30 protein-coding genes and 1 pseudogene are annotated in these 26,754 nt (G+C 68.8%); 10 read left to right on the plus strand and 21 right to left on the minus strand.

Features of this window, described 5'->3' with window-relative positions; translation table 11 throughout:
* The first annotated feature begins 85 nt into the window (after positions 1–85).
* Positions 86–808, plus strand: coding sequence for a hypothetical protein (locus FBT69_12300; protein MDL1905573.1), 723 nt, complete (start codon positions 86–88; stop codon positions 806–808).
* A 27-nt stretch (positions 809–835) separates the two neighbouring features.
* On the opposite strand, the gene FBT69_12305 is transcribed toward FBT69_12300, so the two are convergent.
* The 3 genes from FBT69_12305 to FBT69_12315 are packed head-to-tail and all read right to left on the minus strand — an operon-like array spanning position 836 to position 2,572.
* Positions 836–1,498, minus strand: coding sequence for a CoA transferase subunit B (locus FBT69_12305; protein MDL1905574.1), 663 nt, complete (start codon positions 1,496–1,498; stop codon positions 836–838).
* A 9-nt stretch (positions 1,499–1,507) separates the two neighbouring features.
* Positions 1,508–2,254, minus strand: a complete 747-nt coding sequence (locus FBT69_12310) for a haloacid dehalogenase type II (protein MDL1905575.1) — start codon at positions 2,252–2,254, stop codon at positions 1,508–1,510.
* A 15-nt stretch (positions 2,255–2,269) separates the two neighbouring features.
* Entirely contained in the window at positions 2,270–2,572 is a 303-nt protein-coding gene (locus tag FBT69_12315) for a hypothetical protein (GenBank protein MDL1905576.1), read from the minus strand.
* A gap of 87 nt (positions 2,573–2,659) precedes the next feature.
* Here FBT69_12315 and FBT69_12320 point away from each other — a divergent pair, with 87 nt between their 5' ends.
* From FBT69_12320 to FBT69_12335, 4 genes are all read left to right on the plus strand, one after another.
* Positions 2,660–3,427, plus strand: coding sequence for a prepilin-type N-terminal cleavage/methylation domain-containing protein (locus tag FBT69_12320; GenBank protein ID MDL1905577.1), 768 nt, complete (start codon positions 2,660–2,662; stop codon positions 3,425–3,427).
* A gap of 25 nt (positions 3,428–3,452) precedes the next feature.
* Positions 3,453–3,902 carry a hypothetical protein gene (locus FBT69_12325; GenBank protein ID MDL1905578.1) on the plus strand — a complete coding sequence of 150 codons (450 nt, stop codon included), beginning with the start codon at positions 3,453–3,455 and terminating at the stop codon, positions 3,900–3,902.
* A gap of 314 nt (positions 3,903–4,216) precedes the next feature.
* A complete protein-coding gene (locus FBT69_12330; GenBank protein MDL1905579.1) occupies positions 4,217–4,843 on the plus strand; it encodes a hypothetical protein in 627 nt (208 codons plus the stop codon).
* A 12-nt stretch (positions 4,844–4,855) separates the two neighbouring features.
* Positions 4,856–5,344 carry a hypothetical protein gene (locus FBT69_12335; protein ID MDL1905580.1) on the plus strand — a complete coding sequence of 163 codons (489 nt, stop codon included), beginning with the start codon at positions 4,856–4,858 and terminating at the stop codon, positions 5,342–5,344.
* 31 nt (positions 5,345–5,375) lie between these two features.
* On the opposite strand, the gene FBT69_12340 is transcribed toward FBT69_12335, so the two are convergent.
* From FBT69_12340 to FBT69_12365, 6 genes are all read right to left on the minus strand, one after another.
* Positions 5,376–6,077 carry a site-2 protease family protein gene (locus FBT69_12340; protein ID MDL1905581.1) on the minus strand — a complete coding sequence of 234 codons (702 nt, stop codon included), beginning with the start codon at positions 6,075–6,077 and terminating at the stop codon, positions 5,376–5,378.
* A gap of 42 nt (positions 6,078–6,119) precedes the next feature.
* Complete coding sequence (gene rplT / locus FBT69_12345; protein ID MDL1905582.1) at positions 6,120–6,494, minus strand: 50S ribosomal protein L20; 375 nt, start codon at positions 6,492–6,494, stop codon at positions 6,120–6,122.
* A 99-nt stretch (positions 6,495–6,593) separates the two neighbouring features.
* Positions 6,594–6,890, minus strand: a complete 297-nt coding sequence (gene rpmI, locus FBT69_12350; protein ID MDL1905583.1) for a 50S ribosomal protein L35 — start codon at positions 6,888–6,890, stop codon at positions 6,594–6,596.
* A gap of 136 nt (positions 6,891–7,026) precedes the next feature.
* Complete coding sequence (locus FBT69_12355; protein MDL1905584.1) at positions 7,027–8,214, minus strand: hypothetical protein; 1,188 nt, start codon at positions 8,212–8,214, stop codon at positions 7,027–7,029.
* The gene (locus tag FBT69_12360) at positions 8,214–8,822 is read right to left on the minus strand and encodes an RNA polymerase sigma factor (protein MDL1905585.1); all 609 of its coding nucleotides are present in this window, start codon (positions 8,820–8,822) and stop codon (positions 8,214–8,216) included. The genes FBT69_12355 and FBT69_12360 overlap by 1 nt, the downstream gene beginning before the upstream one ends.
* Positions 8,823–8,963: 141 nt before the next feature.
* Positions 8,964–9,272 carry a DUF4286 family protein gene (locus tag FBT69_12365; GenBank protein ID MDL1905586.1) on the minus strand — a complete coding sequence of 103 codons (309 nt, stop codon included), beginning with the start codon at positions 9,270–9,272 and terminating at the stop codon, positions 8,964–8,966.
* Here FBT69_12365 and FBT69_12370 point away from each other — a divergent pair.
* The 3 genes and pseudogenes from FBT69_12370 (at position 9,262) to FBT69_12380 (ending at position 10,866) form a co-directional block, all read left to right on the plus strand.
* Complete coding sequence (locus FBT69_12370; protein MDL1905587.1) at positions 9,262–9,978, plus strand: sigma-70 family RNA polymerase sigma factor; 717 nt, start codon at positions 9,262–9,264, stop codon at positions 9,976–9,978. The two genes, FBT69_12365 and FBT69_12370, sit on opposite strands and share 11 nt — an antisense overlap.
* A complete protein-coding gene (locus tag FBT69_12375) occupies positions 9,975–10,394 on the plus strand; it encodes a hypothetical protein (GenBank protein ID MDL1905588.1) in 420 nt (139 codons plus the stop codon). Before FBT69_12370 ends, FBT69_12375 begins: the two co-directional genes overlap by 4 nt.
* Before the next feature lie 166 nt (positions 10,395–10,560).
* A pseudogene (locus tag FBT69_12380) lies at positions 10,561–10,866 on the plus strand (hypothetical protein).
* A gap of 354 nt (positions 10,867–11,220) precedes the next feature.
* On the opposite strand, the gene metG reads toward FBT69_12380, so the two are convergent.
* The 9 genes from metG to FBT69_12425 are packed head-to-tail and all read right to left on the minus strand — an operon-like array spanning position 11,221 to position 21,894.
* Entirely contained in the window at positions 11,221–11,709 is a 489-nt protein-coding gene (metG, locus tag FBT69_12385; GenBank protein MDL1905589.1) for a methionine--tRNA ligase subunit beta, read from the minus strand.
* Positions 11,685–12,575, minus strand: coding sequence for a hypothetical protein (locus FBT69_12390; protein ID MDL1905590.1), 891 nt, complete (start codon positions 12,573–12,575; stop codon positions 11,685–11,687). Before FBT69_12390 ends, metG begins: the two co-directional genes overlap by 25 nt.
* Entirely contained in the window at positions 12,572–15,448 is a 2,877-nt protein-coding gene (locus tag FBT69_12395) for a hypothetical protein (protein ID MDL1905591.1), read from the minus strand. The genes FBT69_12390 and FBT69_12395 overlap by 4 nt, the downstream gene beginning before the upstream one ends.
* A complete protein-coding gene (locus FBT69_12400) occupies positions 15,445–18,147 on the minus strand; it encodes a hypothetical protein (protein MDL1905592.1) in 2,703 nt (900 codons plus the stop codon). The genes FBT69_12395 and FBT69_12400 overlap by 4 nt, the downstream gene beginning before the upstream one ends.
* On the minus strand, positions 18,131–18,547 hold the full coding sequence (locus FBT69_12405; protein ID MDL1905593.1) for a biopolymer transporter ExbD: 417 nt from the start codon (positions 18,545–18,547) through the stop codon (positions 18,131–18,133). Before FBT69_12405 ends, FBT69_12400 begins: the two co-directional genes overlap by 17 nt.
* Positions 18,544–18,978 (minus strand): hypothetical protein, encoded by a 435-nt coding sequence (locus FBT69_12410; GenBank protein ID MDL1905594.1) that lies wholly within the window; start codon positions 18,976–18,978, stop codon positions 18,544–18,546. Before FBT69_12410 ends, FBT69_12405 begins: the two co-directional genes overlap by 4 nt.
* Positions 18,975–19,745: a MotA/TolQ/ExbB proton channel family protein gene (locus FBT69_12415; GenBank protein MDL1905595.1), complete on the minus strand. Its 771-nt coding sequence runs from the start codon at positions 19,743–19,745 to the stop codon at positions 18,975–18,977. Before FBT69_12415 ends, FBT69_12410 begins: the two co-directional genes overlap by 4 nt.
* The gene (locus FBT69_12420; protein ID MDL1905596.1) at positions 19,742–20,890 is read right to left on the minus strand and encodes a hypothetical protein; all 1,149 of its coding nucleotides are present in this window, start codon (positions 20,888–20,890) and stop codon (positions 19,742–19,744) included. The genes FBT69_12415 and FBT69_12420 overlap by 4 nt, the downstream gene beginning before the upstream one ends.
* A complete protein-coding gene (locus FBT69_12425; GenBank protein ID MDL1905597.1) occupies positions 20,887–21,894 on the minus strand; it encodes a hypothetical protein in 1,008 nt (335 codons plus the stop codon). Before FBT69_12425 ends, FBT69_12420 begins: the two co-directional genes overlap by 4 nt.
* Before the next feature lie 203 nt (positions 21,895–22,097).
* Between FBT69_12425 and FBT69_12430 the strand changes: the two genes are divergently transcribed.
* Positions 22,098–22,862 carry a UMP kinase gene (locus FBT69_12430; GenBank protein MDL1905598.1) on the plus strand — a complete coding sequence of 255 codons (765 nt, stop codon included), beginning with the start codon at positions 22,098–22,100 and terminating at the stop codon, positions 22,860–22,862.
* Positions 22,863–22,898: 36 nt separating this feature from the next.
* The gene (locus FBT69_12435; protein MDL1905599.1) at positions 22,899–23,468 is read left to right on the plus strand and encodes a ribosome recycling factor; all 570 of its coding nucleotides are present in this window, start codon (positions 22,899–22,901) and stop codon (positions 23,466–23,468) included.
* A 15-nt stretch (positions 23,469–23,483) separates the two neighbouring features.
* On the opposite strand, the gene FBT69_12440 is transcribed toward FBT69_12435, so the two are convergent.
* From FBT69_12440 to FBT69_12450, 3 genes are all read right to left on the minus strand, one after another.
* Positions 23,484–25,259: a hypothetical protein gene (locus FBT69_12440; protein ID MDL1905600.1), complete on the minus strand. Its 1,776-nt coding sequence runs from the start codon at positions 25,257–25,259 to the stop codon at positions 23,484–23,486.
* Between the two features lie 85 nt (positions 25,260–25,344).
* Positions 25,345–25,752: a metallopeptidase family protein gene (locus FBT69_12445; GenBank protein MDL1905601.1), complete on the minus strand. Its 408-nt coding sequence runs from the start codon at positions 25,750–25,752 to the stop codon at positions 25,345–25,347.
* Positions 25,749–26,741: a hypothetical protein gene (locus FBT69_12450; protein ID MDL1905602.1), complete on the minus strand. Its 993-nt coding sequence runs from the start codon at positions 26,739–26,741 to the stop codon at positions 25,749–25,751. Before FBT69_12450 ends, FBT69_12445 begins: the two co-directional genes overlap by 4 nt.
* Positions 26,742–26,754: the final 13 nt, after the last annotated feature.

Here is a 26,754-nt window from a genome sequence, read left to right on the forward strand (position 1 = left end):
ACGGTAGGACACACCGCAAGCGAGGGAGCACACCACGCACGGAACGGATACCGTTCCCGAAACGCGGCTTCAGGGAGGGCATGACATGCCGAGCATTTCAAGGGTTCACCGGCGCGGGGTGATCAAGGTGGGGTGCGCGGCCCTGCTGGTGATCGTTGTGCTGGCGATGGCGGCCGGGTTCTGGTTCGCGCTCAGCTGGCGTGGCTGGGCAGCGGAAGGCTCTCGCAAGGCGTTTGCCGCGCTGATCGAGAAGACAGGCCTGCCCGACGAGCAGAAGCAGGGCATGATCGCGCACATCGACTCGCTGACCGCAGAGTTCGAGGCGGGCACCGTTTCAGCCCGCGACCTGGTCTCGGTCGTCGAGGAGGTCTCAAGAAGCCCGATCATCCCGGCAGCGATTGTGGCGGCCATGTACGAAGGCTACGTCCAGCCCTCGACGCTTTCGGAAGAGGAAAAGCAGGAGGCCCGGATCACGCTTCGGCGCTTCGCCCGCGGCGTCTATGAGAAGTCCATCCCTGAGAGCGCAATCGGGCCGACGATCGAACCCATCAGCGCGCCGCGCGATCAATCGAACGTCTCGATCGGCACGGGACGCGCAGACTATCACCTCAAGGAACCCAAGAAGGTCACCCCCGACGAGCTCCGTGCCTTCATCGCCAACGCCCGAGCGAAGGCGGACGAAGCGGGCGTGTCCGGGGACGTCACGGAAGTCGATTTCGCCGCCGAACTCGGCAAGGCGATCGACACCGCGCTGGGACGGAGCCGACCTCCGCTCGAGAGCGACCACGAACCGGCCGGTGAGGACTGAACGCCGCTACACCCGGACTGTTGCAGCTCAGACCGCGATCGATACGGGATCGCCACCGGCGACGATCTCAGCCGCGGTCTTGGCGATCACCTCGTCCTTCGTGACTCCCTTGGCGAGTTCCGTCAGGACGAACCGGCGCCGGTCGTAGTCCATCCGCAGGACACACAGGTCGGAAATGACCATGTCCACGCAGCGGCGACCCGTCAAGGGGAGCGTGCACGCGGGCAGGATCTTGCTCTCACCCTTCTTGTTGCAGTGCTCCATCATCACGATGACGCGGCGGACGCCTGCGACCAGGTCCATCGCGCCGCCCATGCCTTTGACCATCTTGCCGGGGATCATCCAGTTGGCGATGTCGCCCTCCTGGCTGACCTCCATGGCGCCCAGGATGCACATGTCCACGTGCCCTCCGCGGATCATGGCGAACGAATCCGACGAGGAGAACGAGCTCGCCCCGGTGCGGGCCGTGATGGTCTGTTTGCCGGCGTTGATGAGGTCCGCATCCACCTCGGCCTCGGTCGGGAACGGGCCGATCCCGAGCAGGCCGTTCTCGGATTGGAGCCATACGTCCACCCCCGGCGGTATGTGGTTCGCCACGAGCGTCGGCATGCCGATGCCAAGGTTCACGATGTAGCCGTCCCGCAGTTCACGGGCGGCGCGGGCGGCGATCTGGTCGCGAGTCAGGGGCATGGGGGAAGTCTACAGCAGAATCGTGGGTAGTGGACCTGGGGGAGAACGCGGCGCGAGACTTCCGCCGTGCAGGATGGACACGAGGGTGGCGAGGTCTGGGACTTCGATATCGGCCTGCGCGTGGCTCGGCATCGTCGCGCCGTGCCGGCCTGCCTGGCGGTTCACCCAGACAGTCACAAAGCCCAGGGAGCGGGCCGGCGCGATGTCATGGTATCGGCTCTGGGCGACGTGCAGCACACGCTCGCATGGCAGGCCGAGGACTTCGAGTCCGCGACGGAAGTGGGCATGTCCCGGCTTGTACGACCGCACGTCCTCCGCGGTGATGAGGGCATCGAGTTCGACGCCCAGTTTCGGGGCGGACAGGGCGAACAGGTCGCGGTCGATGTTCGACAGCACGGCCAGCCGGTAGCGTCGTTTGAGGTCGCGCAGCGCCTGGAGCGTGTCCGCGAAGGCAGGCCAGTCGCGGATGGACTCCGCGAGCAAGCCGTCTTCGCCGGTAGCAAGCGTGATGCCGATTCGATCGGCGATCCGTCGGCACACCTCCGCGAGCACTTCGCGATATCGACGGTACCGGCCCCGCTGCGCCTCGGACTCCAACTCGGCGTACAGGCTGAGCAGGGCGTCGTCGCCGGGAGAGCGGACGCCGTGCCGGTTGAGCAGGGCGTTCAGTGCGGCGAGCAGTCCGCGCTCCCAATCGACGAGCGTGCCGTAGCAGTCGAACGTAAGTGCGTCGAATCGGCTCGGGTCGAGCGTCACGGGCGTCGGCTCCGGTCAGGCGGGAGGGCGCGAGTTCCAGCGGTCGATGCGCGACACGGATCGGCCGTGCCGCGCCCGGATTCGTGCCGTGATGAGCATGAACGAGCCGGCCAGGAGGAGCGGGGCGCCGGCGACCCCGATCAGGACACCCCGAAACATGGCGGGGACGACCGCCTCCTCGCGCCCCTCGGGTTGGCCGAGAGGGTCGGTCGTCATGTCTGCGTACAGCGAGCCGAGTTCTCGGAGGGCAGTCCCGATCCCGACGAGGACAATCCCTCCCCCCACAAGGATCAGCAGCCAAGCGAGTGTTTTCTTCACGAGCGATGCTAGTGGACCTGGCAAGACGGGCAAACCCGATCCGGAGTGGAGGGGGGCTTGCGTCCGAGGGGGGACGTCGGGTAGAGTGTGTCGGACGGTTACGGAGGGGCGTGCTTCCCTGGTTTGGACGATGGGAGCCGCGGTTTGAGGACGAAGAGTGGCGGAACATGCTCGCCTGTGGCCGTTCGCGCCTCGCGGTCGCGCGGGTTTTCGCTTGTCGAGTTGATGGTGGTGATCGGGATCGCGGCGATCCTCGCGGGGCTGATGATGCCCGCGCTGGCGGGGTCGATCTCGCAGAGCCGTCTGACGCGCGATATGGCGCTGCTCCGCTCGCACGCCGCGACGGTGGCGATGTACTGCACGGACTACGACGGGGTGTTTCCGCTGGCCAACACCGACCCCTGGTTCGCGGCCCAGTCGTGGGGTGAGGCCGTTCTCAAGGCCGGTCACTTCGAGTCGGAGAGCGAGATCGACCCGGACGTGCATCGGCGCGGCAAGTACCCGTCGATCGCGCTCTCGATGTGCATGGTCTACGACGCAGCGCTGATGCGCCCCGGGCACACAGTCCCGGTCGAGCAGCAGAGAACTTCGCCCGTGCGGGCGGAGCAGGTGCTGTTCCCGTCGTCCAAGGGGCTGCTGTTCAAGGTGCACAACGGCAGCCCGATCCCCGAAGAGGGAGGCACGCAGTTCTGTTGCATGGACCTGTGGGTGTTCCCCGCGGCTTTCGCGGATGGGTCCGCGAGCGCGGGAACGTACCTGGATTTTCACAACGGGCTTCCTCCGTACGTGGAGAACGAGATCGGGATGCCCGTGTACTCGACGTGGTTTGGAGTGAGAGGGATGGACCGTTGGTGACACCTGTGTCAGAGAGGAGATCGAGATGAGAGGGTCACATCGAGCGATAGGAATAGCAAGCCTGCTGTTGGCGGGGGTCGGAATGATGGCGCAGATGGCGCCGGTCTGCTGCCGGTACACCTACGACTGGCCCCTGGATGGACAGGGACCGAACGGCGCGTGTACCGGCGACTTTGCCACCGTGTGCGAGGCGGGGTCCGGCAACGCACCATCGAGCGATCCGGTGGCAAAGGTCCGCCGGCCGGGTTCCCGCTACGCGCTGTGCTGCACGTACACGCTCGGCGGCAGCGGCGTGTTCATCATCGCGCCCTGCGACGAGCCGCCTCACCCTGATGCCGAGATGATCGGGCAGCTTGCGGACGGCAACTGCTGCTGGGCGTACGATCCGGGCGGGATGAACGTTGATTGCTGGCCACTGCAACTCACGGTCATGAGGTGCGAAAACTCGTGCAAAGACAACCAGGCTCCTCAGTGATGAGTAGAGAATCTTGGCTGAACGTGGCTGCGGGAGCCCTCGCCGCCGCTCTGGTGAACTCCGCGTGCGGCCAGGAGGAACCCGGCAAGGTTTCTCCTTTGTTACTCCGCGAGTTCGCGGCGGTTGTCGAGCAAGCCCTGCCGAATCGCGGAAGCGTGATCGCTGTGTACGAGCCAACCTCCCAAACAGTCTACGGCCGGACTACGGTCGGCTTTGACGCCCAATCTCGCGCGTGGTTCTTTGCGTCCTGGAAATCCGTAATCGGACGGGATCCGAGTGGCAAGTCGTATAGAAGTCAGGGGGAATCGCCACAGTTGGTCGATTGGGCTTCAGGGGAGAGCCTCGGCGGACTCGGTATCGCCGACTACATTCCGATCGGGTACCTCGACTTTCTGCGAGCAAACCCTCAGGCCATCACCTCGCTTGAGCGGACGTCCAGCGGCGCCTGGCTGGTGTGGTACTCGCAGCCCGGGCTCGAGAGCCTCGCGCCGAGCGGCGTCGAGATCGACCCGACAGGCACGCCTGTACGACGCTGGCGAGAAGACCCGAAGGATCGGCGCGAATCCGAGTTCCTGTACTCGCCCGAGAGTCCGCCGGGGTTCCCGCTGGCGATGTCGTGGGGGTCGGAGACGCAGAGTGTGCCCCGCCCCGTCCTCACGCACGTCGAGTTCCACGCCAACGGGAATCCAGCATTGTTCGAGCGGTCCGCCGTTGAGAGCACAGCGATCGACAACCGCGTGATCGTTGAGACGAAACGACAGGCAATCGCGGCCGGCTTCACCCGCAACGAGGACGGGACGTGGAACCCGCCCGATCAGACCAAGGTCAAGCCCTACTCGGGCGACGACCTGCGCGCGTACCGCTGGCCGCTGGTGCTGGCGGGAGTGACGCTCGTGGTTCTCGCGGGTTTCGAGATCGTCCGTCGCCGCAAGGGCGTGTGAGGGGCCGACGCCGTGACCGATTTTTCTCGCGTGCGCAAGACGGTGGCCGCTCTGCTGGTGGCAGCCGGGGCGGTCATCTTTCTCGTCTCGGGCTTCCGGCACTTCGCCGAACTGCGGCATTTCTCCGACCTGCTGCTCAAGCACGACCTGATCCCCGAGTCGCTGGCCGGAGCGGCGGCGTGGGGCGTGTCGGGCGCGGAGATCGTCGTCGGAGTCGTCGCGGCATGGTGCCTCGTGACCGATCGCGGCAGGCGGATCGCTCTCGGTGCGCTCGCCGTCGCGGTGCTCATGGGGGCCATGTCGCTCTACGCTACCTCGCTCGTGTTCTGGCCGCCCCCCGTGCCCGTGCCCTGCGGGTGCGGGATCGGGGCAGCCCTGCCAGTCGAAGACTGGACGCCGATCGCCATGCGCAACGGCCTGCTGACGGCGGTGATGGCCGCGGCGGCCTTCGTGGCCAACCTCCGGCCTCGCGACCCGATCGCCAAGCCCCGCTCGGCGTGACCCCTCAGGCCGATCATTCAACGCATCGCCGTCAGTTCATCTCGAAATACCGCGGCGCGATCAGGCGCAGCACGCCTTCGCTCAGAAAGTCCGTGGCACCCCAGCCGATGGCCCAGAGCACACCACCGCCGTAGAAGAAAACCATCGCGAAGAGAATCAGCCCGACGACAGTTGCATTGTCGCGTGAGATAAGCCGCTCGTAGGGGGCATACACGCTTGCGAGCATCCGCGATCCGTCGAGCGGCGGAATGGGCAGCAGGTTGAGCACGACAAGCGCCGCGTTCAACGCGCAGCCGAGCGAAAGAAACGACTGTACATTGCCGTACAGCGTGATCGATCTGATCGAGACGTGGTCGCTCGCCCACCCGCCCGCGAGAGCGATCCATAGCCCGAGCGCGAGGCCGCACACCAGCGACAGGCCGACGTTCATCGCCGGTCCCGCGGCGGAGACGATCAGGTCGTCGTATCGCCCGCGGAAGCGGCTCGGGTTCACGGGCATCGCGCCCCAGGCGATCCCGAACAGGAAGAACGCGATCAGGCCCGGCGTCCCGATGTGGACGGTCGGGTTCCACGTCATGTGTCCGAGTTCGATGGGTGTGCGATCGCCGCAACGGATCGCCGCCCACCCGTGCCCAAGTTCGTGCAGCGTGATCGAGAAGATGAGCCAGAAAACCCACGAGACAAGGTAGACGGGGCTGTGCTGCCAAGCGTCGGCGAGCCACCATCCGTCCATGCCACATCCTTCCCGAGCGAGGGCCGGCCCGCCGTCTTCGGTTCAGGCGTTGGCCGGCTGCGCCCGCGTGGCCTTCTCGGCGGTCTGGACGAGTCCGTCGAAGGCCTTCGGTTCGTCGATCGCGAGTTGGCTGAGCATCTTGCGGTTGAGCGTGATGCCCGCGAGACGCAGGCCGTTCATGAACCGGCTGTAGCGCGTACCTCGCATCCGGCAGGCCGCGGTGATGCGCGTGATCCAGAGCGAGCGCAGGTCGCGCTTGCGGGCGCGTCGGTCGCGGTAGGCGTACACGCCCGCACGACGGACAGCGTCGCGCGCCAGGTAGAAGTGGTTCTTGCGCGTGCCGTAGTACCCCCGCGCCTGGCGGAAGATGCGCTTGCGTGCGCGGTTGCGGGCTGCGCCCTTGGTTGCGCGTGGCATCGGTCGTCTCCTTCGCGTCCGACGGGGCAGCCGACGGCGGCTGGCTTCGGCCCGGCGGGCATCGTCTCCGGGGCGTTCATCGCCCCGCGGTTCGCTTCATCATTCCCTCGAGGCGGCTGCGGCCTCGGCCTGCGCGGCCGCTCGCTGCTCGGGCGAGGGAGAACGCCGGATCGCGCTGCGGGGCTGGTTGCGCCCGCGCAGTCGGCGGAAGAGCAGTTTCTCAAGCCGCTTGGCGTCGGGTCCGGCCATGTAGCGGTCCTTGCGGAGCTGGCGGAGCCGCTTGCCGCTCTTGCCCGACGAGAGGTGCTTGTGGTAGGCGGAGCGGTGGCGGGCTTTGCCCGTCTTCGAAATCCTGATCCGCTTCAGCAGGCCCTTGTGGCTCTTGTTCTTCGGCATGGGACCGCGCTCCAACCCTTGCCCGGCTCTCCGGGGGCGGGAAGGCTAGGCCGAGCGCTCTGGAACAGCAAGTTTCGCGGCGGGCCGAGCGCAGCAGGCCCCGAGTATGAGAGACGAGGCACCACCGGCCCCGTCATCAGGGTCCGACGAACGCATCATCAGGACCGTCCGGCAGTTCCCGGCCGGTCAGTCGGCCGCCGGACAACTGGTGCAGCACCCGTTCCAGCGACCTCGGGAACCAGATGTTGTCGCCGTTGGGAAGGACTGGGCTGGCGTGCCATTCGACCCCCCCATCGTTGAACAGGAGGTGCTGGCCCCTCCCGCCGTGGTTCGGCGTCGAGGCCACCGGGTTCGGTCGCTCACCCCTGACAGCCCGCTGCACGACCGGAGAGCGATCCGCCATCACAAGGACGCGGGTCGAATCGCCCCAGCGCGGCGCCTGCGGCACGGAGATGACGCGGTAGGAGTACGACACCTCGTCGAGGGTCCGCCAGTCGCGGTCTTCCGGACTGGCAGGCACGGTTGCTGCGTTCGGATTGCCGGGGCAGGCCAGGCTTGCGAGCGAGATGTACTTTTCGCGGGCGAGTGTGTAGAGATTGGCGGAGTTGGAGCGGTCGGGGCCTTTGCCGACGTTCCACCACGTGCCCCCGCCGTAGGAGGCCGTGACCATGGGCAGGGCGTTCTGATTCAGGCTGGCGTAGCCGCTCATGGCGTTGGCAGCGCCGTGAAGGTTGGCAGCGCAGGCGATGCGCCGGGCCTGATCGCGAACAGAGGAGAGAATGGGCCAGACGACCGAAGCACCGATCAGCAGCACTGCGGCGACAGAAACCAGGTCGGCGAAACGGACCCGCCGCCCCGCTGCCCTTTCAAAGACGAGGCTTTCGGAGTCACGATCAATCGACGCCTGCACGAGCGCAAGTGTGCGATCGACGAGGGAGTCGCGGTCGCCTGGGTCGCACTCGCACACGGCCCCCGCAAGCGCACCGTGGCGTTCGGCCCGCGCTCGCAGTGCCTCGGGCACGCTTGCGGCGTGGCCGCCGGACTCCAGCCAGGCGTCGAGAGCAGCCGCGTCTTCGGCGCACAGGCTCGGTTCGAGGCCGAGTGCACCGGCGAACGCCAGATCGACGAGCCTGCCGGATCGTCCGATCGGCGCATTGTTCAACAAGCCGAGGAGCGAGGCGATTCGTTGGGCGCGCGCCCGGTGCGGTTCGGTGACAGAACCCGGGTCAAATCCCGCTGCGACCAGCGCGTCGAGCGCAGCGGCATCGGCCGCGCTCAATGCCGGTGCGTGTTCGCCCATGGCCGATGGGGTTCGTGTGTCCATCACCGATCGTCCCCGTTCTGCGAGGCCTTCCACTTCCGGGCGAACGCCGCGACCGCCGCGTGCAGGCGGGACTTCACCGTCCCGAGCGGGATGCCGAGATCCTCGGCGATCTGGGCGTAGCTGAGCCGCTGGAAGTAGGCCAAGAGCAGAATCTCCCGCAGCGGCAGGGGCAGTTCGTCCAACGCACGCTGCACCAGCCTGTCGCGTTCGCTCGCGTCTGCGGCGGCGTCCGGAGCGGGCACGTCGATCTCCATCAGATCGACGAACTGAACCCCCCCGTGCTCGTCGCCGCCCCCCGCCCTTCCGACGGGGGCCGACAGTTCCATCTCCTGCCGGCGTCCCTTCCTACGCAGGTGGTCACGGGCCTTGTTCGCCGCGATCGTGAATAACCAGGGACGGAAACGACGCTCGACGTCGAAGGAGTCGGCGGAGAGGTGAATCTGGAGAAAGGTCTCCTGGAAAACGTCGTCCGCCGCGGCCCGATCGCCGGTCAGGCGGACCAGAAAACGCAGCAGGTCGTCGTGGTGGCGTTCGATCAGGGTCCGAAAGGCGTCCGACTCGCCCGAGCGATACGCCTCCAGCAGTTGCTCATCGCTCCTCGGGTCCAATCCGGATTCGCTCCCGGTGGTTCACCCTCTTCCCCTGCCCACCCGGCCGTCTCCGAACCGCGAGGCCGCATCGGATGACCACGGGGAGTCTACGACAGGATGGCTGTGCCTGATCGCCCGCCCCAGACCCCACAGCACCCCCTACACGGCCTCCCCCACCGTCCGAACGAATCGGACCCCGGTTTCCGGGCCGAACCGCTTGGCTCCGTCAGCCCGCAGCGCGGGGGCGTGGTAAGCGAGATAATCATCGAAGGCCTCCCGCGTCGGGAAGACATACCGGGTCTCGACCCGAATCGGATCGGGTGGGTCCGTGACCCGAACAATCATCGCGCTGTGTGCCCCGGCCGCGACAACGGCGTCGATATGCCCGTCCCTGAGCCAATCGACGTAGCGTTCGGCGGTCGGCCGGTCCGGGAGTGTCGCGGTAACGGTGTACACAATGGCGGACATCCCCCCAGCCTACCCCTCCAGTCGGCCAGCCGCCGGGAACCGGGCAATCCTCACCGGACTGGGGCGTTCTGCGGACGGCATGCCTCCCGCCATGGAGCGAACGGACCCGGCGCCGGGTATCGCCCCTGACGACGGGCGGCTGGCCGAGGTTCTGGACGCGGCATCGCGCGGCGATGCGGACGCCTGGCGCGAGATCGTGGACCTGTACGCCAGGCGGGTCTTCGCCCTGGTCCACAGCCGGTGTCGGCGTCCCGACCTGGCCGAGGAGGTCACGCAGTCCGTGTTTGTTACAGTCGCCAGCAAACTCTCACGGGGGGGGTACACGGAGCGGGGCCGCTTCGAATCGTGGCTCTTCCGAGTGGCCGTGAACCGGGCGCGAGACGAGATGCGCCGGATCGCACGTCAGGCGACGCCGGCCGATCCGGCGACGGTCGCGGCGGCCGTGGATCGAGCCGCGGAGAACCGGGGCCGCACGAGCGAGGAGACCTCGCTCACCGCGCTGCGGGAGGCGATGTCGAGCCTGTCCGACGCCGACCGGGAAGTGGTCGAGCTGCGGCACCACGGCGGGCTGAGTTTCCGCCAGATCGCGGACCTGCTGGGCGAACCGATGGGCACGCTCCTGGCCCGCCACCACCGCGCGCTGCGCAAACTGCGGTCGATGATCGAAGATGCCGAACGTACAGGTGATGCGGAGACGACGCGATGAACGCACAGCTCAACGACGAGTTCGACCGGATCAACACAGCGCTCGACCGGCTCGCCGCGTCGGATCGCGAGGCCGCTCCCACCTCGCTCGAATCGAACGTGTACCGCGCTTCGCACGCCTTCCTGCGCTCAGGCGGCACATCGCGCCCGCGGATCGGGTGGGGGCTGGGACTTCGGCTCGCCGCGGCGGCAGTGCTGCTGGCGGGGACGATCGGCATCATCTCGACGCTGAACCGGGGCGGACCTTCCCCGGCGCCGACGGCGAACGTGACGGCTGCGGCGCTCGAGACGTGGCTCGCCTTGGATGACCTCTTCGACGACGGCTTCGGCACACGCCTCGGCGTCGTTTCGACGGACGCCGACCGGCTCTCGCAACCGGACACGGACGACTGGGACGACCTGGAGGATTCGCTGTGACTCGATACCACGCCATGGCGATGATTGCCGCGATAGCGGGGCTTTCGCTCCCCTCGGCCGCACAGCCCGAGCGCCCGCCGCGCGAAGACCGCCCCGCGCTGCGCCAGCCTGACCGCGAGGGAATGCGCGAGCGCATCCAGCGGCGACTGGACGAGACCCGGCAGTTGGAGCAGCGACTGATCGCCGCGCTCGACGCGCTGGACCGTGGCGAGGTGCCGCCGCCGATCGCCGAGCCGGGCGTGCCGATGCGGGGGGAGTGGCCGCGTGGACGCCCGTTCGAGCAGGAGCCGCTGGCGGGCGACATCCCCCCCCCGGCAACCGACGAAGAGGTCATGGCGTTTCTCGATTCGGCCGTGCCGCCGATCGCACGGCGGCTGCGCGAGGTGCACGATTCCGAGCCTTGGCTCGTCGAGCGGACGGTGCGCCGCCTGGCCGGTCGCGTGGCGGAGATCCGCGTGGCCCGCGAGCACGACCCAGCGTTGGCGGACCTCATGGTCGCGGAGACCCGGAGCGGCCTGCTCGTGGCCGATGCGCTGCGTGACGTTCACCGGGCCGTGCTGGGCGGGGGCGACGAGGCCGCGCTCCGGGCCGCGTCCGCGTCGTTGCGGGGCGCGCTCGAGGCCCAGTTCGATGCCCGCATCAAGCGGCGCGAGCACGAGATTGTTTCCTTGAGCCGGCGCATCGAAGAACTGCGAGCGGAGCTCACCCGGCAGCACGCCGAGCGCGAAGCGTTCATCGACCGCGCCGTCGAGCAGGCTGTCGAGCGTGCGAAGCGCTCGCCTGAGCGGCCGAACGAGCCTCGCGGCGGGCGCCGCTGAACCAAACGTCAGGAAACGACCGAACCGGGCGCAACCTCCGCCGACGGCGACAGCACCACGACACGGCGTGAATCACCCTCGCCCGGCTCGCTGGCCGCCAGCAGCATCCCGCGCGATTCCTCGCCGCGGATGGTCCGGGGCGCGAGGTTCGCGACGATCACGATGCACCGGCCGACAAGTTCCTCCGGCTTGTAGTGCTCGCGAACTCCGGCGCAGATCTGCCGCGTCGTCCCGGAGCCGTCATCGACCCGGAGTTTGAGGAGGCGATCCGCGTTCGGGTGCGGCTCGGCCTCGATGACGCGCGCGACGCGCAAGTCAAGACGCGCGAAATCTTCGAAGGTGATGGTCGGCTTCGCCGGCGAGGCCTGCGTCAAGCCGGTTGAAGGCGCGGTCGAGTCGGACATCGGGTATCTCCGTTTGCGATCGGGGATCGTGCAACCCAGGCTGAAACGAGTGTAGCCCGGGGAAAGCGCTACTCCGCGTCCGGCTTCACCCATCCCCCGCCGCGCCACAGGCACCGCTCGGGATCGACGCCGAGCGAAGCCGCGAAGGTCTCGGGATCGAGGTCACGCAACGGCGCACCGCCATCCACGGCCAACTGCGCGGCCCACGAGCGGTGAACTCCCTCCAAGAGGCGGGATTCAAGCCGCAACTGGTCGATGAACTCCGCGGCGGACATCTGCGGGCCCGGGTCGCCGCGGCAGGTCGCGCACAACCGGTAACTCGGCGGGTCCGTTCCCGGTACGAAGACAGCCCGCTCGTTGCGGCACTCCGGGCATGGCCATGCCGCGGCATAGCGCTCCGTGTTCCAGAGCACGCTGCCCGCACCGCCGAGGCCGACAAGCCGTCCGTAGCGTTCGAGGGCCTCACGCACGCCGGACTTTCGCAGGAGTTCCCGTGCGCGGATGCCCTGCCCGGCGCGGGCCTCGCCCATCGCCTCCGCGGCCGCGAGCGCGATCTCCGAGCGCAGCACCTCGTCGCGCCCGCGCATCCACTCCGGCATGGCGTAACGCCGGTCGAGCCTGCTCGCCATCGCCGCAAGCCACCGCTGCTCGGAATCCACACGCGCGATCGCCGCCAAGCCCATGCACGCGCTGGCTCCGACTCCGGCCGACCAGTTGCGGCGACGGTCGTGCTCGAAGGCGAGGGCGTAGAGCGTGCGAGCCAGTTCGACCTGCGCCGGGTCGTCCGCTTCGTAAGCAACCTCCTCCGCGAGCAGCAGATAGCCGCGCGGGTCGGAGGGCGACAGCGCGGCGAGGCGCTCTTCGAGCCGCGGGATCGGCAGCGTGGCGAGAGGCAACGCCTGCTCCGGCTGCGCCAGGGCGACCGTGACGGCCAGCGTTGCTGCGAGGAGGATGCTCACGGCCGTTCCTCTCCGAAGCGGATCGCCCACAGGCGGCCGATCGCCAGTTCGGTCGCGGCGATCTGGTGCAGGATGTGCGTGGAGGCACGGCGCGAGTTCCCCAGCTCGGCGAGCACGCCCGCGGCCTCGGCGGCTCGCTCGGGTCTCTCCACCGCGATCACCGCAGAGAGCAGTTCCGCGATCGCCAGCTGCTCGACGGCGAATCGCTGCACAGGCCCGCCGGCAACGGCCAGCCTCGCCGTGCGGCGACGCTCGATCTCCTCCGCCCGCACGACGCCCGATCGCCCTGCCGAGAGTTCAGCGGCGAGTCGTTGCCACTGCGCGCGCACGCGGGCAGCGCTCTCGTCGGCCGAAGTGGGCGTGCCGTCGGACGATGATGACGCGAGCGCGGACGGTACCATGCCCGCGTACGTTTCGGCGAGCAGCGGGGCAAGGCGATCGACCCGCCCGACCTCCCCCTCGGCCGCGAGCAGCTCCATCAACCGCTCGACCAGCATACGCCGCGTCTTGAGCTTCCATTCCGGATCGCGGATGGAAACGACTGTCGTGCCTGTCATCTCCGCGACCAGTTCTGCGTTCTGGATCGTGCGCGGCATGGTCGGCGCCTGCTCGAGCAGACCCTTGACGGCCGATGCGTTCAGCCGCAGCGTGAGCAGGGCGTCGCGCGCAGCCAGGCGGACCTGTGCCGGCGAGCCGCGCACCGCCTCCTGCGCCACCACCTCGCCGCTGATCGGGTCCAGGAGTGAGCCCCCGGCAAGTTCACGGAGGAGGGCAACCCGAGCGTCAGCGTCGCGCTGGGCTGAGATGTAACGGACAGCCCATGCGCCGTCGTACCTCCCCGGCGAGACGACCGCCTGATCGCCGACGCTGCCGCGCGCCGTTTCCATCGCGTCCTTGACGGGAGCGTCAAGCCGGTCGATGAGGACAGCGGCAGCGTCCAGGCCGCCGGCCCACCGCAGCGCGGCGGCCGCGTTCAATCGGGCCGCGACCACCGCGCGGGCGAGGTGCTCGAACGGCGCGCGATCACGCTCCGCATCGCGCACGATGCGGCGCAGTTCGCGGAGCCAGGCGTCCGCGAGATCGTCGCGCTGAGCAGCGGTCGGCAACCCCCAAGCGGTCTCGTACCTGCGCAGCAGTTCCCGGCGCTGGGCATCGATCGAACGCGCCGGCAGCGACATCAGCGGATCGACGCCCTCGGCATTCGACCGCGTCGCGAGCGCGGTCGTGATGACGTGCAGGTCGGCGTTCGAGACGCGCGGGTTGCCGAACGCCTGCGCAAGCCACGCGCGAGAACGATCGCCGCGCCGCCAGGTGAGCGCGAGCGTCAGTTCGACCATCGCGTCGGCGATCGCGGCGTCTTCGTCCGGTTCCGGCCCCGCGAGAACCAACGCATCCAGACCTGCGAGCAGCAACTCGGTCCGTCGCGCGGGCTGCTCGGCCGCGGCGGCCTCGACGGCCCGCGTCCAGCGCTTCCATCGCTCCAGTTCCGCTTCTCGCCCCGGACGCTCGCCCAGCACGAACCGCCGCGGCATCAACCCCAGCGCGGCGACCGCACCAGCCTCGAACGTGCGCCCGGATGCCGGTGCAGCGCCCCCGATCGACTGAATGAGCGAGTCTTCGATGACGCGCAATGCGGTCGCGCCCAGCGCGCCCTCGCCGCGCAGTCGCACCAGCACGCCGGCCGACCACACCGCAGGCCACACACCATCGGCGGTCGGCGCGGACCCGTCACGCATGACCAACGACCCCGACGCGATCGCTTCTGCCGCCGCGGACGCGACGGGGGGCGTGCCCGACGCGGCGTGCATGAACTCCACGACCGAGTTGGTCGCCGCTCGCTGCCGATCGGGCGTGAGCAGGCACCAGTTGGCAGCGACGTCCTGCACCGACGAGCGAAAGACCGCCAGCGCCTCCGTGAGGTCGAGCGTCAGCCCGTCGGCGGCGACCTCCAGTCCGCGCAAAGCGGCGTTCAGCTCCGTCGCCGACGGAACGCCGGCGGTGCGTGGCGCGGCCTCCTTTGCGCCGCCGGGTCTGAGTGGGAACGGCTCGACCCGTGCCGGTTCTGCTGCCGTTCGCGTCGAGGGGGGGGGTGCTGGTGCAGGCTCGGCCGGGGTTCGGGGCGCGGTCAGGATGATGGCTGCGATCGAGCCGATCACCGCGAGCGCAACAAAGCCCCCGACGACCACGAACGCGCCGCGGCGCAGAATGCGCTTCGCGGGATCGTCCTCTTCGGGTCGGACCATCTCGGGTGGGCGTGGATCGGCAGGGCGTGGCGGCTCATCGGCGAGCGGCCTGGGCAGGCCGGAAAACCGCACGGGAACCCGAGCGGTCTCGCCGGGATCCGATGGCAGGGACGCGGGACGCGGCGCGCTTCGAGCATCCGATGAACTGCGGCTGCTGAGGCGTCGCAACGCTCCGATCAGTTCGTCCGGCGATGCCTCGCGGGCACGTGCCAGCAACATGAGCCGGCGCAACGATCGCCGGTTCCAGCCGCCGTAGCGGGCGAGCGTGAGCAGCGCGTCGTGCTCCAACAGAACACCGCGCCCGGCTTCCGAGGCAGGCGCGGCGAGGGCGGCCTGCTGCGCCGCAGCCTCACCCCCCCAGCGCCGTGCCAGATGGACACGAACGGCAGGGTCGAGCAACTGCGCCGCGGCAGCGTGCAGCGCCAGCCGCACCTCGTCCGCCTCCGGCGTCTCGCTCTGGCGGTGCGCGGCCAGCGCCGCAAGACGCCTTTCGAGCGCAGCGATGACGACCGCATCGTCCGCTGCGCCCGGTCGCAACCCGAGCAGCGCGAACGGCCCCCCCCTGGCCGCGTCCTCGCCGAGAAAGCGGGCGATCAGCGAAACGCCGGAAGCATGGGGCACCGCGCTCACGGCGTCCCCCCCCCGTTCGGCACGGTGGGTGGCGTCGCCTGCATCGCGGCGTCGAGTTCGCGCAGCCTTGCTCCCCACGGCTCCGGGCCGAACTGCGGAAAGAGCGCCTTGTGCTGATCGAGCACGAGGCGGGCACGCGGCGCATCCACGGCCGCGAGCAACCGGAGCGATTCGTATCGCGCCTCGAACCACTCGTCGCTACCCTGCGCAAGGCCCGCCAGGAGCGTGCGCCAGCCTTCGAGAGCCGCCTCCGCATCGCCCGCTTCCTCGCTCAGGCGTGAGTAGCGACGCAGGGAGCGCGCGGTGTGCCTGCCGAGATCGATCAGCCTCGCGTCCAACCGCAGCGCCGCGCCGCGCGCCGCCTCGTCTCGCTCGAGCCGCCACAACGCATCCGCGGCATCCGCGATCGCCTCCATCAACGACGCGACCTGCTGGTTCGAGATCGACGACTCCAGCGGCTCGAACCCAGCCAGGATGCGTGAGCCGGTGCGCACGACCTCCCTCGCGGCGAAGGCGTCGTCGGGATTGGACCGTCGCTGTTCGAGGGCGACGCGGTACACGAGCCGGTCCGCGGCCTCGGCGAAGCGACCGCCGATCTCCTGGAGTCGCCGCGAGGCGGCATCGATCTTCGGACGATCACGATGGACGAGCGCGATCTGGAGTTTGCGGTACTCGATCTCCTCCTCGAGCGCGTCGAGATTGAGTCCCAGGTACGCGCGAACCTCTTCGAGCGCCGCCAACGCACGCTCGGCGCGTCGAACGTCGGGCGCCGCCGCCGACATCAGCACGTCGAGCATCTGCCGGACGCGGAGCACGACGAAGTCCGCTGCCTCTCCCGCCTCGACCGGCGTGCCGTTCATCACCGTCCAGCGGTCTCGCTCGATCAACTCTTCCGCGACCGACGCGAACCTGGCAGCCATCGCGCCGCGGTCGGCGGGGCGTGCGATCCGGCACTGCGTGTACAGCAGCCGGGCAGCGTGCCTGCGTGCGACGTCGTACAGGGCTGACTCGCGCGGCACCGCGAGCAGCACCTCGATCGCTTCGACGTCGTCGAGCAACCCCCCCTCGACGCGCCTCAGCAGCAGCCGCGCCGCACGCTCGGTCTTCGGAAACGACTGCAGGAAGACGCCCGCGAGCCGGTCGCGCCGCGGCACGAGCGAGAGACGTCCGCCCTCCACGGCTCGATCAAGCGCGACGATCGCGTACCACAACGCCTCTTGGCGCTCGTCCTCGCCCGGGGCGAGCGACACCGCAACCTCGTAGGCATCCGCGGCCGCCTCCGGCTCACCGGCGTAGTAGAGCGACAGTCCACGGAGCAATGCCGCCCGCGCTCGCTCCTTCGGGAACTTGCCCGCGTCCGCCGCCTCGACGCCGAGCAGCATCGCCCGCGCGGCCTCGCGGTAGCGGTTCGCCACCGCCTCGTCGGCCGTCGGCGCCTCGCCGTCCTCGCCTGTCTTGCCGTGGCTTTCGCGCGCCCGCTCGTATGCCCTCAGCCCTCGCACGAACTGCACGATGAACCCCTCGTTGCCGATCGGCGCGGTCCCATAGCGGCCCACGAGGTCGATCACGTGCCCGACCTCGCCGCGAGCGACCAGGTCGCCGAGGGCGGTCTGGGCCAGCGTTTCAAGGAGCCGATCCCGCCCGGCGACGCCGCGCGCCTTCGGGTCGTCGAGCGCCTCGAGCACAACGACTGCCAGCAGGCGCGCGTCCGCGGTTTCGAGGTGAGTATCCTTTCCGTCCGCCGCTCGTCGGGCGCGAGAAATCATCAGGTCGAGGTCAGCCCAACGGCGGGCCGCGCCGAGAACGGCGATGCGCCGGGTGAAGAGTTGTCGCCGGACGGACTCGGGCACCTCGGGCGACTCGACCAGCACGTCGAGCCAGCGCACGGCCTCGACGTCGTTGCCCCGCACGGAAGCGGCCAACGCTACACCCATCGCGGCACGGGCCACATGCTCGAACCGAAGCAGCGGACCGGGGAGCCGCTCGACGGTCGGCTCGCGGTTGCCCGGCGCGTTGAGCAGCCAACCGAAGTCCCGCTTCGCCTGCTCGGCGAGGCGGGCATCCCCGCTGACGAGCGCGAGGTAGTACCTCGACCAGCCGGTGTAGTACATGGCGAGCGAGCGCAGCCGGCGTGCCTCTGCGAGCTGCTCCTTGAGCGACTGCGGGTCGGGATCGCTGCCGCGCTGCTCGCGCCGTTCGAACGACTCGACCCGCCGGTGAACGTTCGATCCGACGTCCTCGAAGATGGGGAGCACGGACCGCAGGACGCGCTCTGCTTCGCTCCGTTCCTCGGGGCCGGCGATGCGAAGCCGGTGCAGCTCCGCCAGTTCCTCGCCTTTCAGGTACGACGCCTTGGCCAGGTTGATGCGGAGTTCAAACGACTCGGATTCCGGCACTTTTCGGAGCAGCTCGCGGCTGAGCGTCTCCGCCCGTGCGCGCTGCTCCGGCGTCGCGGCATCCGTGAGAAGCCGCACGTAGAGCGACCCGAGCCTCTCTGCGATGGCGACTCGCTCGTCGCCGAGCGCCGCGTCGAGCCGTTCCTGTAACCTCACCGCGAGCAGGTCGGTCAGCCCTCGCTCGGCGAGGTAGCGCTCGACCGCGTCTTCCGAAGCCGGATCGGTCTGCGCGGCGGCATCGCCCGCGAAGATCGCGATAAACGCCAGCAGGATCGCGGTGATGGTTTCAGTTCGCCGGTACATACGTCCGTTTCGTGAATCCCGCGTCAACACCGGCCTGCAACGCCACCGCCGCCGCGTCCCAGGGGACGTCTCCCGACACGCGGATGAAGACGCCCCCGTCCTTGGGAAGTTCTCGCAGCACGGCGACGAGCTGGCCTCGTTCCGTCAGCACGTGCTGCCCGATGCGGAAGACCGGGACCGCCCCGGCCATCTCGACGCGGACGATCTGCGGCTGGAGGTCCGCGGCCGCGCCGCCGCGGCGCTCGGCGGCCAGCGCGCTGCCGACCTGCGACTCTCGCTTGGTGAACGTCGTCGTCACCATGAAGAAAATGAGGAGCAGGAAGACGACGTCAATCATGGTTGTCATCGGGAGGCGGCCGATTTCCTCGCCTTCACGCTCGGTCCGTCGAGTGAGCCTCATGGCCGGCCCCCCGGCACGTCCGCGGTGCCCACCTGCCAGCGGCGCACGCCCAGCGCTGCCAGCCTGTCCACGAGGTCGTTCACAGTCGCGGCGCGGGCCGCGCGGTCGGCGCGAATCAGGAGTTCGAGGGAAGCCGCGTCGCCTCCGCGCTTGCCGATCTCGGCCTGCACGATGCGCACCGCGCCGTCGAGCAACACCGGCTCGTTCGCGATGAGGACGGTTCCATCCTGTCGGACGTCAACGACGACCAGGCCGGAGCCGACGGCCGCGTCCTTCTCACCCGGCTGCTCCGGCAGGTCGATCGGCGAGCGGATGAGTTGCGAAAACTGGGACGTGAAGAGGAAGAAGATGATGAGCTGCAGCACGACGTCGATCATGGGCGTCAGATCGAAGCCTCGCTGCTTGCGGCCTGTTCTCGGCGACAGATTCATGCCGTGCCGACCCCCGTACGCGGTCGCGGCGCCGGTTTCGCACCGGCTTGCGAGCCGCCCGGCGAGCCGGGAGCGGATGCCCCGGCGCTCTCCAGGTGTGATGCCAGGTCGTCGATGATCCGGGCGATCTCCTGGGCCATCGCGTCGATCCGGTTGCGCAGCCACGCGTACGCGGCGGTGCACGGGATCGCCACGATCAGCCCCATGACCGTCGTAATGAGAGCGACCGAAATGTCGCCCGCCAGTTCGTCCGGTCTGGCCACGCCTTCGCTGGTGCTCAGCGTGTCGAACGCGCCGACCATGCCGACCACGGTGCCCAGCAGCCCGAGCATCGGCGCGACCGTCGCGATCAGGCCGATCGACTCGGTCGAACGCTGGAGTTTCGAGACTTCCTGCTGGCCGGCCTCTTCCAGCGCGGAACGCAGTTCGAGGAATCCGAACGCGGAGCGACGGCACCGGAGCAGGGCGGACCCGAAGACGCGGGTCAGGAACGACGCGTTCTCCTCGGCCGTGCAGTAGGCGATCGTGCCTTCTGTGTCGTTCGCTCGCAGCATCTCGTGCAGCCGCGCGACGTGAACAGCGGGAGCGAGGTGCTTCATCCGCAGGCGAACGACCTGCGCGATGATGAGCACCACCGCAACGAACGAAAGCGCGATGATGAGGAACCCGACCTGCCGCCCCTGCGAGATGTAGTCCATCAGCGACTTGTCCGTCGCCGCGTTCTGGGCCAGCGTAAGAACACCGGGCACGATCGTCGTGAGGATCATCGTCTTGCGGTCTCCGTTGAATGCGGAAGCGAATCGGCAGCTGCCTGCTCGGGTGTTGCCTCGCCGTGTCGCCGGATCGCGTCCCACTCGCACGCGGGATGGCCGGCGAATCTCGTGAGCAGTTCCGCGCGGAGCCGCGCTGCACCGCCAGGGTCGCCCAGCGATTCGAGGGCAACGGATGCGTCGGCGAGGGCGATTCCCGCGAGGTAGGGCAGTTCTCTCTCGAACGAGGCGGGAACGGTGAGCAGCTCGACAACGCCGAGCCGGCGCGCCCCGTCGTCGGCCTCCATCAGCAACGAGCGGCCTCGGGCGAGCCGCGCCCACGCCTGCTGCCACGGAGGCGCACCCGCGTCCAGCGACGGCGCGAGCGCCGAGCGTGCGGCTTCGCGGGCCGCACCGTCCGTCGCCGTCGTCGCACTGACAATCCGCGCCACGAACTCAACACCAGGCTCGCGCGACGTGACGATGGGCAACGTGGATTCGACGCCCGATGTTGCGCGTGCGGCGTGGAGGTAGAGCGCGGCGTAAGCCTCCGCGCGGGTCGAGTACGGCGTGCGAGCAGTCAGAGCACCTCCCGTCGCCAGCACGCGCACCGCGGGACCCGGCACCCACACCGGCGGCAGGTCCGGGACAAGGCCCGTCTCGCCGTCGAGGACGCCGTCGATGTTCGCGTCGTCACGCACGGCAGGAACACCGCTCGCCTCACGCGCGCGGAGGAACGACACCCACGGAACAATCGCGAGCGATTGTGCGTTGCGCGCGAGGCGGCACCGGAGCAGGCCGAAGGCGATGCGCTCGCCCGTCGGCCCCCGGTTGTCGTGCATCGATTCGAAGAGTTCCTCGAAGAGCGGCTCAGCAGCGGGGACGTCGCCGTGTTCGAGGCGTGCCCTGGCCCTCCACGCCCGATTCGCCATCGGCATGTACGCCTCAGCGACCGCGGCGTGCTCGCCGCGCACGACGAGCACCTTGTCCCATGGCACGACGACCGGCGCGGCGCCACCATCCCGCACCGCGACGCCGTCCGACGAAACCGCAACGATCACGCCGGGCGGCGGCATCTCTCGACCGCGCAGCGTCAATGCAGGCTCGTCCGCCCACGGCGAGACGACGACCGCGATCGTCGCGAGCACGCCGATGGGAATCACGGCCCGCCTCCCGGCACGAAGGTGTACGTCCCGCCGGACTCGCGCGCGATCCGCCGCATGAGCGCCTCCGCCTCGCGGGACATGAAGCAGATGGAGTGGATCGGCACCCGGTGCTCGGCATTCAGGCGTTCGATCTCGCCCGCAACCTGATCGGGAAACTCGCCGTCCGTCATGAAGAAGATGGCGTCCGGCCTCGGACGGAGTTGAAAGGCGAGGTGGAACGCGGGCGCGGGGTTCGTGCCGCCGCCGGACTGGATGGCCATCACCTCGCGCCGTGACGATCGTTTGTTTCGCTCGTTGGCCTGGAGCCAGCGGACTTCGCCGCCGAGCGGGATCGCCCCGGTCGAGAACGTGATGGGCAGGTAGTGCGTGTTCTCCATCAGCCCGTCGATCGACTTGGTAAGTTCGTCCCGGAGCCGCTCGATCCTGCCGCCGAAACTCATCGACCCGGAGGTGTCCACGATGTAGACGAAGCGCGAACCGGTCGCTTCCGCGCCGAAGAAACCAGCTCCGCCCGCACCGCCGCCGCCCTCGCCCATGCCCGGTCCGCTGCCGAGGTCGCCCGCTCCGGTGAGCGAGCCGGTCTCGGCGAGTTCGTGCATCGCGCCGCTGAGGTCGATGTCCGGGGGCGCGTCGAGGAGATCAACAGTCGCCGTATCGGGCAGCGTGACCTCCGGGACGACGGGCGATTCGAGCGAGAGGGCTTCGTCGGTCAACTGCGCCAACTCGACGTCCGTCATCACGGCGAAGTCGACAACCGATGCACCTCCCGCCGCTCCGCCCCGCGAGTTGTGCTCGACTCGCAGGTGCATGGCGATGAGCCAGGCCGTCAGGTGGATCAGCAGCGAGACGACAACGCCGACGACCGTCGCCCGCTTTGCGAATCGGATGAGCCGGACCTCGAAGGGGACCTCCGGCGTCTCCCCCCCCGGCGCGGTCGGCCACATCAACCCACCCGGGGCCGGATCGCGCCCAGCCTCCTGCTGGCTTTCGCTGCGGCTCATGCACACCCTCATCGGCGACGCGGCGGCGCTCCGTGTGAGTCTACCTGCGCTCTCGCCCGGCGTTGCCGCTGCCTTCGGGCACGCCGCGAGCCTGTTCGCACGCCTCGGACAACGGGTTCGATCCCCTCTATCGCTTGACGCCCGCCCCCCCGCGCCGTTCAATGCGGCCGCCGGAACCCCTTTCCTCCCATGGAGCCGCCCACATGCCCGACACCGCCTCGACCCAGGCCAGGCAGGCGGCTGCCGGAAAGGCACAGAAGCCCCGTCGCGTCCTGCTCAAACTCAGCGGCGAGGCCTTCTGCAAGCCGGGGGGCTTCGGCATTGACCCGGACGAACTCGAACTGATCGCCCGAGAGGTCGCCGACGCGACCCGGAGCGGTGTCCAGGTCGCCGTGGTCGTCGGCGGCGGGAATATCGTTCGCGGGGCACAACTCGCCGCCGCCGGGCACATCGAGCAGGCCACAGCCGACTACATGGGCATGCTCGGCACCGTCATCAACGGTCTGGCCCTGAAGGAGAAACTCCTGACGCTCGGCGTGGACTCCCGGGTGCTCTCCGCCCTCGAAGTCCGTTCGGTTGCCGAGCCGTTCATCCGGGGGCGCGCCCTGCGGCACCTGGAGAAAGGGAGGGTCGTCGTGCTCGTCGCGGGCACAGGCAATCCATTCTTCACGACGGATACCTGCGCTGCCCTTCGCGCCCGCGAACTGGAGTGCGGCGTGCTCCTCAAGGCGACCAAGGTGGACGGCGTCTATACGGCCGACCCTCGCAAAGACCCGACCGCCAAGCGATATGAACGTCTCACTTTCACTCAGGCCATCGAGCAGCGGCTCGGCATCATGGACCTGACCGCCTTGGCCATGTGCCAGCAACACGGCATCCCCGTCGTCGTGTTCGACTTCAAGCAGCCCGGCAACATCCGGCGCGTCGTCGCCGGCGAGCCGATCGGCACCCGCGTGGACCGCGCCTAAGCCGACGAACCGACGGCCCGATCACGGAGCGAACCCATGACCGACCCAGACACCATCCTCCTCGAAACCGAAGACGCGATGCTCAAGGCCGTGGACTACCTGAAGAAAGAACTCCGAGGCATCCGCACCGGGCGGGCAACGACCGCGCTCGTCGATTACCTGAAGGTGGACTATTACGGTTCCTCGACCGACCTCAAGGCACTCGCCGCCATCAGCATCCCGGAGCCGACGCAGATCCTCATCAAGCCGTTCGATCCCGGCTCGCTCAGCGAGATCAAGAAGGCGATCGAGTCGTCTGGTCTGGGCATGAACCCGATCGTCGAGGCGAAGCAGATCCGCCTGAACGTCCCCGCACTGACGACCGAGCGGCGGCAGCAACTGGCAGGGCAGGCGCGGAAGATGGGCGAAGAGCAGAAGGTCGCCCTTCGGAATGCCCGCCGCGACGCCAACAAGCACGCCGACGGGCTGGCAAAGCAGGAAGGCAAGCACTACCCCGAAGACGAAATCGAGACCCTGAAGACCGAGATCCAGGAGATGCTCAAGAAGTACGAAGGGCTGATCGACGCCGCCGTCGAGGAGAAGACCCGCGAGATCATGGAGGTCTGACGCTTCGTCTTCGGCTCAGCGAACCACGATCGCCTTGGGCAGGGTGAGCAGTACAGGCTCGCGGCGGAGTTGCACGAGGGCCGCGGCGCCGCGCCTGACCTGCGACCAGGTCTGATCCCCGAGCAGTTCGCCGGCCGCGTCGGTGAATCCTGCCGGGAGCGACAGACCCGGCGCTGCCAGCGCCGAGCCGAACATCTCTTCGAGCAACTCCGCGATGCTCTTGGGACCGGGGAACTCGAGCACGTCGTACTCGTCAAGACCGAGTTCGGCGGCGATCGCTTCGATGCACGAGTCCAGGCCCCCGATCTCGTCCGCCATGCCGAGCGCGATCGCCCGCTCGGCCGTGAACAGACGACCCTCGGCGGTCTTCGAGAGATCGATGCCGGGTCGCCCCGCGACGACGCGGCGGGCGAACAGGTCGTAGGTCTGCTTCATCTTCGCCCGGACCTGCTCGACCTGCGTCGGTGACCACGGCTCGGTGGATGAGAACATGTCGCCCGCCGGGCCGCGCGTCCGGGTCGTCACCCGCACCTTGAGTCTGTCGTAGAGCGGCCCCATCGAGATCTTGCCCCCGACGACGCCGATCGAGCCGACGATGCTCGACGGGTTCATGTAGATGCGGTCGCCGCCGACGGCGATGTAGTAGCCGCCCGAGGCCGCCATCGACCCCACGCTCACCCAGACCGGCTTCTCGGCAGCGACACGCCGTAGCCCTTGCCAGATGACCTCGCTCGCGGTCGCCGACCCGCCGGGCGAGTCGATGCGCACCACGACGCCGAGGATCAGGTCGTCGTGGAGGATGTCGTCAAGAGCGTTTCGGATGGTGCGGCTGCCGACGCTCGACTCGCCGAGGAACCCGCCCCGGGACGAATCGCCGTCCACGATCGCGCCGTCGATATAGACGACCGCGATGCTGGGCATTTTGGCCGAGTGGTCGGGCTGCTGCGTGAAGATGCGGAAGACCGCGAAGGGGTCCGACATGCTCGGCGGCTGCACGGACGCTCCGAGTTCGTCGGCCCACTCGACTTCCGCGCCGAGCGATGACGCCAGCCGGTCCTCGATCTCGTCGAGATCAACTTCTCCGTCGAGCAGTCGATGGCGAACGGCCTCCTCCGCCGTCCCCCACCACAGGTCTCGCATCGCCGCGTCGAGTTCCGCGTCGCTCAACCCGCGGTTCGCCTTCAGCGTCGCCCGCATCTCGGCGTACAGCCCGTCGAGCAGTTGGGTGACGTTCTGGTCCCACGCCTCGCTCGGGCCGCTTCGCGTGAACATCTCGTTCGCGCCCTTGTAATCGCCGACCTGCACAAGATCGGCCTTCATCCCGATCCACGTCAGCGTGTCTGCAAGGAATATCTCCTCCATGTGCATCCCGGGGAACGACACCGAACCCGCCCGCTGGATCAGGCTCTCGTCCGCGTACGACGCGAGCAGCAGGTCGGTCGGCCCGTAGTTCTCGGCGTACACGATCACCCGCTTGCCGGCCTCCCGAACCGCCAGCATCGCATCACCCAACTCCTGCACGTGGGTAAACCCCAGCGCGGAGTCCTTGAGGCGGACGAAGACCGCGTCCACGTCGTCGCGCCACGCGGCCTCGTGCAGCATCCCGACATAGTCCCGGAGCGTGGTCTCCCCCATGCCCAGCCACGCCAGCGGGCCGGCAGCCTCCACCGGCGCGCCCTCGACTTCGAGGACGACGACACCCGCCGGACCGCCGTCGTGCGCTCTCGTGCCAGGGACGAAGACTGCAAGGACGAAACAGGCCGCCAACCAACAGACGACAGCGTGACGCATGGAACTTTCTCCAGGAGCACTCCGCTCGCTCCGCCAGAGTGTACCGCCTGAACCGCACCAGGAACCGCCCCGCGAGCCTTTTCGCTCAGTCGTACCCGAGGTCCGCCAGGTCGTCCTCGTCCAGCCCGAAGTGGTGCCCGATCTCGTGCAGGAGCGTGATGCGGATTTCCTCACGCACGGCCTCGTCGCCGCTCTCCCACCCCCCGGCGAGGTTCACGATGCCCACGCGGAAGAGGTGGATGTCGTCCGGCAGGTCGCCGGAGCGATCGACCGACCGATCGGGCAACGAGACCCCCGTGTGCAGGCCGCAGAGTTCCTCGGCGGCATCGGCGTGCTCCTCGGGCGGGATGCCGAGTTCGTCGAGCAGGGCGGGGGACGGCCGGTCAACAACGATCACCGGCAGTTCCTCCAAGACCGCGCGCACACGCCTCGGCAGGCTCTCGATCACCTCCTCAAGCAACCGATCGAACCGTGCACGCTCGGCCTCCGTCATCGCCCTCCCTCCGGCGATTCAGGCTCATCCCCGCCGAAGACGTCTCCGAGCGCGAGCGGACGACGCAGCAGCACAGGCATCAGCCGCCACGAGTCGATCACAAGCCCCGTCAGAGCGATCGTGAGCAGCATCGAACCCACCGCGACGAGGAAGAGGCTGGAAATGGCTGTCAAGTCTCCGATCGGGCCTCGCAGCACCGCCGCGAGCAACCCCATCGTGTCGCCCAGAGCAATGACCGCGACGGAAGCAAGCACGGCGTACATGGTCTGACGATCCACGCGACCCGTCCGCAGCACCAGCGACCGCGCCACCAGCAGCCGCAGGTTCGGTCGCAGGCACAGCACCATCACCGCCATCACCCCCGACATCGCCAGGCGCAGGCACAACCTGTCGAACACCAGTTCCTCGACGATGCCGCTCTGCGCGAAGTACGGAGGTGGTGCGACGGCGTCCAGCACGCCCACGATCTGCCAGTGCAGCCAGGCAAGGGGCACGTACGCCCCCGCGGCGATCATCGCCAGAACCACGTTCCGCGCGGGGATGCCAGCGTGGGGACGCACGACCGCAAGCGAACCCAGCCCGGAGACCAGCATCGCCAGGACACCGGCCTCAGGACACCACCCCACGTTCCACGCCGCGCCTCGCATCAGCTCGGCGACGTGGGCGATCTGAATCATCCATGTGAAGAGCGCAGCCGCAAGGGCCCCGAGGGACCAGCACATGACGCCAGCCGCGACGAGTTGCGGGCGGGGGATGGGCTGGATCTCGGTCGCCCTGGGATCGATTCTGGCGAGGATCGTCGCCCTCACGGGCACGCTGCACTCAGGGCAGTTCGCCCTCACGGACAGCCCGCGCAGGTTGTACCCGCAGGAAGCGCAGGGCAGGTCGCCGGTCAGGTCGAGCGCGAGCGAACCGGTGGGGCGTTCGGCGCGGGGTGTTCCGCCCTGCCGTGCGCTGCTTCCCCCCCCCTGTCGGGCCGTTTCACTCATGGCGCTCCGATGC

The organism is Synechococcales cyanobacterium CNB (assembly GCA_030263455.1).
Lineage (GTDB): Bacteria > Planctomycetota > Phycisphaerae > Phycisphaerales > UBA1924 > CAADGN01.

Excerpts from the sequence above, each read along its gene's own strand:
- FBT69_12305 (MDL1905574.1), bottom strand. The coding sequence starts at position 1,498 with ATGCCCCTGACTCGCGACCAGATCGCCGCCCGCGCCGCCCGTGAACTG.
- FBT69_12445 (MDL1905601.1), bottom strand. The coding sequence starts at position 25,752 with ATGACGGAGGCCGAGCGTGCACGGTTCGATCGGTTGCTTGAGGAGGTG.
- FBT69_12410 (MDL1905594.1), bottom strand. The coding sequence starts at position 18,978 with ATGAATCTGTCGCCGAGAACAGGCCGCAAGCAGCGAGGCTTCGATCTG.
- rplT (MDL1905582.1), bottom strand. The coding sequence starts at position 6,494 with ATGCCACGCGCAACCAAGGGCGCAGCCCGCAACCGCGCACGCAAGCGC.
- metG (MDL1905589.1), bottom strand. The coding sequence starts at position 11,709 with ATGGGTGAAGCCGGACGCGGAGTAGCGCTTTCCCCGGGCTACACTCGT.
- FBT69_12355 (MDL1905584.1), bottom strand. The coding sequence starts at position 8,214 with ATGGACACACGAACCCCATCGGCCATGGGCGAACACGCACCGGCATTG.
- rpmI (MDL1905583.1), bottom strand. The coding sequence starts at position 6,890 with ATGCCGAAGAACAAGAGCCACAAGGGCCTGCTGAAGCGGATCAGGATT.
- FBT69_12425 (MDL1905597.1), bottom strand. The coding sequence starts at position 21,894 with ATGAGCCGCAGCGAAAGCCAGCAGGAGGCTGGGCGCGATCCGGCCCCG.
- FBT69_12440 (MDL1905600.1), bottom strand. The coding sequence starts at position 25,259 with ATGCGTCACGCTGTCGTCTGTTGGTTGGCGGCCTGTTTCGTCCTTGCA.
- FBT69_12415 (MDL1905595.1), bottom strand. The coding sequence starts at position 19,745 with ATGATCCTCACGACGATCGTGCCCGGTGTTCTTACGCTGGCCCAGAAC.
- FBT69_12405 (MDL1905593.1), bottom strand. The coding sequence starts at position 18,547 with ATGAGGCTCACTCGACGGACCGAGCGTGAAGGCGAGGAAATCGGCCGC.
- FBT69_12370 (MDL1905587.1), top strand. The coding sequence starts at position 9,262 with ATGGCGGACATCCCCCCAGCCTACCCCTCCAGTCGGCCAGCCGCCGGG.
- FBT69_12340 (MDL1905581.1), bottom strand. The coding sequence starts at position 6,077 with ATGGACGGATGGTGGCTCGCCGACGCTTGGCAGCACAGCCCCGTCTAC.
- FBT69_12435 (MDL1905599.1), top strand. The coding sequence starts at position 22,899 with ATGACCGACCCAGACACCATCCTCCTCGAAACCGAAGACGCGATGCTC.
- FBT69_12450 (MDL1905602.1), bottom strand. The coding sequence starts at position 26,741 with ATGAGTGAAACGGCCCGACAGGGGGGGGGAAGCAGCGCACGGCAGGGC.
- FBT69_12430 (MDL1905598.1), top strand. The coding sequence starts at position 22,098 with ATGCCCGACACCGCCTCGACCCAGGCCAGGCAGGCGGCTGCCGGAAAG.
- FBT69_12300 (MDL1905573.1), top strand. The coding sequence starts at position 86 with ATGCCGAGCATTTCAAGGGTTCACCGGCGCGGGGTGATCAAGGTGGGG.
- FBT69_12365 (MDL1905586.1), bottom strand. The coding sequence starts at position 9,272 with ATGTCCGCCATTGTGTACACCGTTACCGCGACACTCCCGGACCGGCCG.
- FBT69_12400 (MDL1905592.1), bottom strand. The coding sequence starts at position 18,147 with ATGTACCGGCGAACTGAAACCATCACCGCGATCCTGCTGGCGTTTATC.
- FBT69_12325 (MDL1905578.1), top strand. The coding sequence starts at position 3,453 with ATGAGAGGGTCACATCGAGCGATAGGAATAGCAAGCCTGCTGTTGGCG.
- FBT69_12375 (MDL1905588.1), top strand. The coding sequence starts at position 9,975 with ATGAACGCACAGCTCAACGACGAGTTCGACCGGATCAACACAGCGCTC.